The 4,883-nt window shown below is 66.5% G+C and carries 4 protein-coding genes; 1 reads left to right on the top strand and 3 read right to left on the bottom strand.

What is annotated here, in order from left to right:
- Positions 1-689, top strand: a 689-nt coding sequence (truA, locus tag HYU53_00160) for a tRNA pseudouridine(38-40) synthase TruA (GenBank protein ID MBI2219606.1), incomplete at its 5' end; no start/stop codon positions are given.
- Here the strand turns inward: truA and HYU53_00155 are convergent.
- From HYU53_00155 to HYU53_00145, 3 genes are all read right to left on the bottom strand, one after another.
- Positions 690-3,170 (bottom strand): carbohydrate binding family 9 domain-containing protein, encoded by a 2,481-nt coding sequence (locus tag HYU53_00155; protein MBI2219605.1) that lies wholly within the window; start codon positions 3,168-3,170, stop codon positions 690-692.
- Between the two features lie 366 nt (positions 3,171-3,536).
- Positions 3,537-4,424 (bottom strand): hypothetical protein, encoded by an 888-nt coding sequence (locus HYU53_00150; GenBank protein ID MBI2219604.1) that lies wholly within the window; start codon positions 4,422-4,424, stop codon positions 3,537-3,539.
- Position 4,425: 1 nt separating this feature from the next.
- Complete coding sequence (locus HYU53_00145; protein MBI2219603.1) at positions 4,426-4,830, bottom strand: hypothetical protein; 405 nt, start codon at positions 4,828-4,830, stop codon at positions 4,426-4,428.
- Positions 4,831-4,883 lie beyond the last annotated feature (53 nt).

Here is a 4,883-nt window from a genome sequence, read left to right as displayed (position 1 = left end):
GCGCGGTTCGCGAGGTCACGGGGCGAAAGACGTTCGAGCTGTACGGCTCCGGGCGGACCGACGCGGGCGTGCACGCGTTAGCGCAGGTCGCGCACCTGGATATCGCGACGAACCTGCCTCCCGAGACGTTGCGGCGGCGGCTGAACGACGAACTGCCGGCGGACATCAATATCCTGAATCTCGAGACCGCGAGCCACCGCTTCCACGCGCGCCACAGCGCGGTGGGCCGCAGCTACCTGTACCAGATCGCCACGCGACGCACCGCGTTCGGCAAGGCGCTGGTGTGGTGGGTGCGTGAACCGATCGATCTCGACCGCATGCGCGCCGCCGCCGCGGTGTTCGGCGGCATGCAGGATTTCCAGTCGTTTTCCGATGATGACCCCGAGGAGACATCCACGAAGGTCCTGGTTGAAGCCATCCGCATCGACCGAGCCGGCGACCTCGTGCTCGTGCGCGTCGAAGGGTCTCATTTCATCTGGAAGATGGTGCGGAGAATGGTCGGCGTGCTGGTGGCCGCCGGAACCGGCGCTGTGACGCCGGACGATGTCCGGAGGTTTCTGCGCGAGAAGTCAGGGACGCCGGCGACGCTGACCGCACCGGCGTCTGGGCTGTTCCTCGAACGCGTGTACTACGAAGGAGACCGGCGCCTCGACGATCTCACGCCCGTCTTTTCACTGCGATCTTCCTGATCAGAAATTCAACCAGTATGACATCTTCACCAGGAAGACGTTGCTCGCCGGCGTGTCGAACACGCGGCCGAAGTCGCGGCCGAACTCGAAGTCGCCGCGGCTGGCGGTCGATTCCCGTCCCTGCTGCCAGACGACGAAGAGGGAGGAGCCGGGACGATACTCCCAGCGCAGCACGTTCGTGGTGCGGAACGATCGGTAGTTGAAGTCCGGGTTGCCGTCGTACTCCGGGTAGTCGGCATAGCGGGTGCCAAAGTCTTTCGAACGTCCGTCGGCGAGCCGCCGGAAGTTCGTGTACTCGCCGGCCGACACGAACGGGCGCGCGTAGATCTGGACGGAGAGCGTCGGCGTAATCGTGTAGTTCACGCGTGTGGCGATCGAGACCGTGCGCTGCCGGAGCCGGCCGAACACGTACTGCCCGTCCGCATCCTGCTCGACCCACTGCACCGGGTTGGTGGACGGAGACCAGCCGACGCTGGCCGAGACGCTCAGGAATGAGGCTGGCCGGTACGTGACGCCGGGCTCGACGTCGAAGAAGCGGCTCCCGTCCCTGTACCGGCCGCCGCCGAGGAACCCGTTCGCCATCGCGCGCCTGCGGTTGTCCGTGTTGACGTAGCTCCAGGCGTTCCACCCTCGCTCGGTGTAGCCGCCCGGGCCGCCGCGGGTCAGGCGATCGTCGAAGCCGCCGCCCTCCCCGTTCACTCCGCCCCCGAAGCTCCAGTTGTTCACGAGGGTCCAGTGCGCGTTCACGTTGCCGCCGAGCGCGCGGAGGTCGCCGTCGAAGTTGCGCGAGCTCCACTCGTTCAGGTTGAACCGGAAACTGCGAACGTGCCGGCCGGGCCGATCGAAGCGGAACTGGATCCAGTTGCTCTGGTTGATGGCGTCGGCGCGGCGGATGAAGCCGATGTCGTTAATGTCGAAGCCCGGCGACTTGAAGCCGGCGTTGGCGTTGAAGCGGATGCGCTCGCCGCTGATCTTCGAGAAGGCGACGAAGCCGGCGTTGCCGCTGAGCGAGGTCCGTGTCGGGTCGTACTCCACGTGGCCGGCGTCCGGCCGCTGGAAGCTGTGAACCGTGCTCTCCTGGATGGACGCGATGGCGCCGGGATCGCCGCGCAGCGTGCTGCCCGCCCAGTACCCGGTGACGGCGTACTTCTTCAGCACGCGCCAGTCCCAGTCGACGCCGCCGGTCACGGCGGTGTCGGCCAGCGCGCGAAGCGGGCTGTCGCTGGCGCCCAGCGCGCGGTTGGTCGAGGTGAACATGAAGCCCAGCGACGACTGGTTGGCGAACTCCTTCTTCGCGCGCGCAACGCTGAAACTCGTGAACGGCTCGACGGCCGCCTTCGATCGAACATCCTCGCCGGCGATCGTGGCGTGCTCTTCGGACGTGAGCGCGTTGAGCGCGCCGATGCGGAACCCGCCCACGCGCCCCGTGAGCTTCGCCGCGCCGAGAATGGTCGTCTGCGCGGGCTTCGCCCAGAACGCGCCGTCGCCGACCTCCGGCTCGAGCCGCGGCTGCCGGCCGATCCGCCGCGAGTAGAACAGGCCGGTACAGGATCCGTCGTTGCAGTCCAGATCGAAACTGAAGGAGCCGGAGCCCTCGATGAAAAACGGGCGCTGCTCGGAAAAGAACGTCTCGAACCCGGACAGATTGACGACGGCGGGGTCGGCCTCCACCTGGCCGAAGTCCGGGTTGACGGTTGCGGTCAGCGTGAGGCCGGGTGTCACCGCGTACTTGAGATCGAGGCCGTACTCGATGCCGGGATTTCTCGTGTCCACGAGCGGGTTGCCGTCGCTTGCCGGCGGTTCCGTCTTGAGGTTGGCGACGGTGTACGGCACCAGCTCGAGGCGCTTGGGCGAGTGCGACAGCCGCAGGCCGTTCAACTGGCCGAACTGCGACACGAAGCCGTTGCGGCTCTTCGCGATGAGCGGCCAGGACGCGACTTCGTTGAGCCGCGCGATCGTGCGCATGATCGCGAAGCCGACGGTCGGGTCTTCGCGGACCGGAAAGCGGAGCTGCGAGAACGGAATGCGGAACTCGGCGCGCCACCCCTGCACGTTCCTCGAGACGGCGACGTCCCAGATCGCGTCCCAGCCGAGGTCCTCGTTGCCGTCGTTGAAGTAGTAGCGATCCTGCTTCACGCCGGCTGGATTGACGGCGAACTCGTACGCGGTGCGCCGATCGTGGTACGAGTCGATCATGACCCGGATCCAGTCGGACGGCGAGTGGTTGTCGCGCCGCGTCAGGAAACCGACGATCTTGCCGGGCTCCGGATCGTAGGCCTGCACCGCGACGTAGATCGCCGCGGCGTCATACGCGACGCGCGCTTCGGTCTTGAAGGAAGGTTCGGCGTCCTCTTTCGGATCGCGCTGGCGGAAATCGATCACCACCTCCGCGCTGCGCCACGCCTCGTCGCTCAGGTCGCCATCCAGCTTGAGGGCGGTCGCCGAGGTGAGCGGCGCCGCCCCCGCGACGTGGGGCCCCACGCCAGCCGCAGGAGCACGGCGGGTCTTCGCACCCTCACGGTCGCCGGCCAGGCCAGCGGCTGGCGCCAGGCAGGCCAGGACGACGGTCAGAAGCAGGCACGTGCGGTTCAAAGGCACTCTCCAGGTCTGGCGACCGTGTAAACGACCCAGAGCGTTAGACGGGAGGACCGCCCCGCGGGTTTGCTGGAATCTTTCGGGCCGGTTCAGCCGGTATTGCGCATGCCGGCGCCTTCCATTCTGTCCCCCTCAGCACGAAGCCGTCGCGGCAGGCCAGGGGAATAAGTGGGACAGTCACACTTATTCCCAATTCTGGAGAGTCGGGAATAAGTGTGACTGTCCCACTTATTCCCCTCGCCCGACAGCGTACTACTCCTTGCGCCGTCGAGCTTGCGTCTGCACCGTGTTGAAGCCGAACGAGACGCCGCCGCTCACCGCGATCGTCGACGCGTTCGCGTCCGCCCGAGAGATCGTGCGGCCGATGGTCCCAAAGAGCATGATCGTCGGCCTGAGGACGTACATCGCCGCGCCGTTCACGTCGTAGCGCGCCTTCGACAGTTCCAGCGCGTCCGCAAGAGGATCCCCTTTCAGCGAGCGCGCGTGGCTCAGCGTCCCGGTGACGACGATGCGGCTGCTGAGGGGAACTTCGACGGCGCCGGCGCCGAACACCGAGCCGCGCGAAAAATATCCGCCCGCGCCGTACACGCGGAAGCCCTCGAAACGGCGCTCGGCCGTCACCGGAATCGCCCAGTGATAGCGGCTGTCCCCTTCCATGATCGAGCCGGAACTCAGGATCTCGACCACGGGAACAACCGCAATTCCCCAGTTGCGCGCGTTCGTATCGGGATCGATCAATCCGACCTTCGCGGAGAGGTACGTATCGCCAATGCCACGGGTCGTCGTGCCGTCGTCGTATGACGCGCGGGAGATCGGCGTGCTCATCCCGATCTGGAAGCGACGATTGACGGTCCACCCCGCATCCATGCTCGGCAGGTCCCACTGGTGACCGAACGTGGATTTCCAGTACCCGATGCCGAAGGTCGCCCATCCCTTGCCCTTCGGCAGGAACGACGCATCGTCCAGCCAGACGCCGAAGTGACGGACGCCGGTGCCCGCGACGGCCTGCGGCGGCGTGGCGGTCGATGGTGCGGCGGGGGCGGGTCTGGCACCCCGGCCCTTGCCCAGGGACTTTCCCTGGGCAAAGGCCGGGGTTGCGATGAGCACGGCAAGAAGAAGCGTGGCGCCGATCCGACGCATGTCAGGGCTTCTTCGCTTTCGCCTTCGACTTCGCGGTCGTCGTCGTTGTGGCCGTCGTGGACGAGGCGGACGTGGTCGTTGTCGTCGTCGTGCTGGCGATCTGCTGGTTGGCCTGAGTGGTCGCCGTGTTGGCGACCTGCGTGGCCGTGGTGCTGTCCATGCCCTTCACCGCCTGGATCGCCTGGCCGAGGCTCAGGAGCTTCGTCGACGTTTCTGCGCCAGCGGTCGTGCCGGTCGTGGCGATCGGCTGGCCGTCAACAGTCAGCCCGGTCATCTTCGCCTTGAGATCGGCGAAGGGGATGCCGAGGTTGTTCGACACGTTCACCGCCGCGACGAACTGCCCGAGGTTCTTGAAGCCCGAAGCGGCATCGACGACGGTCACGCCGCTCGGAAGCGCCGTGCCCATCCGCTGCTCTATTTTGGATGCGAGTTTGGTGTTGCTGGTCAGTTTCTGCTGTG

The organism is Acidobacteriota bacterium (assembly GCA_016184105.1).
In the GTDB taxonomy this organism is placed as follows: domain Bacteria; phylum Acidobacteriota; class Vicinamibacteria; order Vicinamibacterales; family 2-12-FULL-66-21; genus JACPDI01.
The sequence above is the reverse complement of the archived record's forward strand: the minus strand, read 5'-3'. Positions and strand labels throughout refer to the sequence as shown.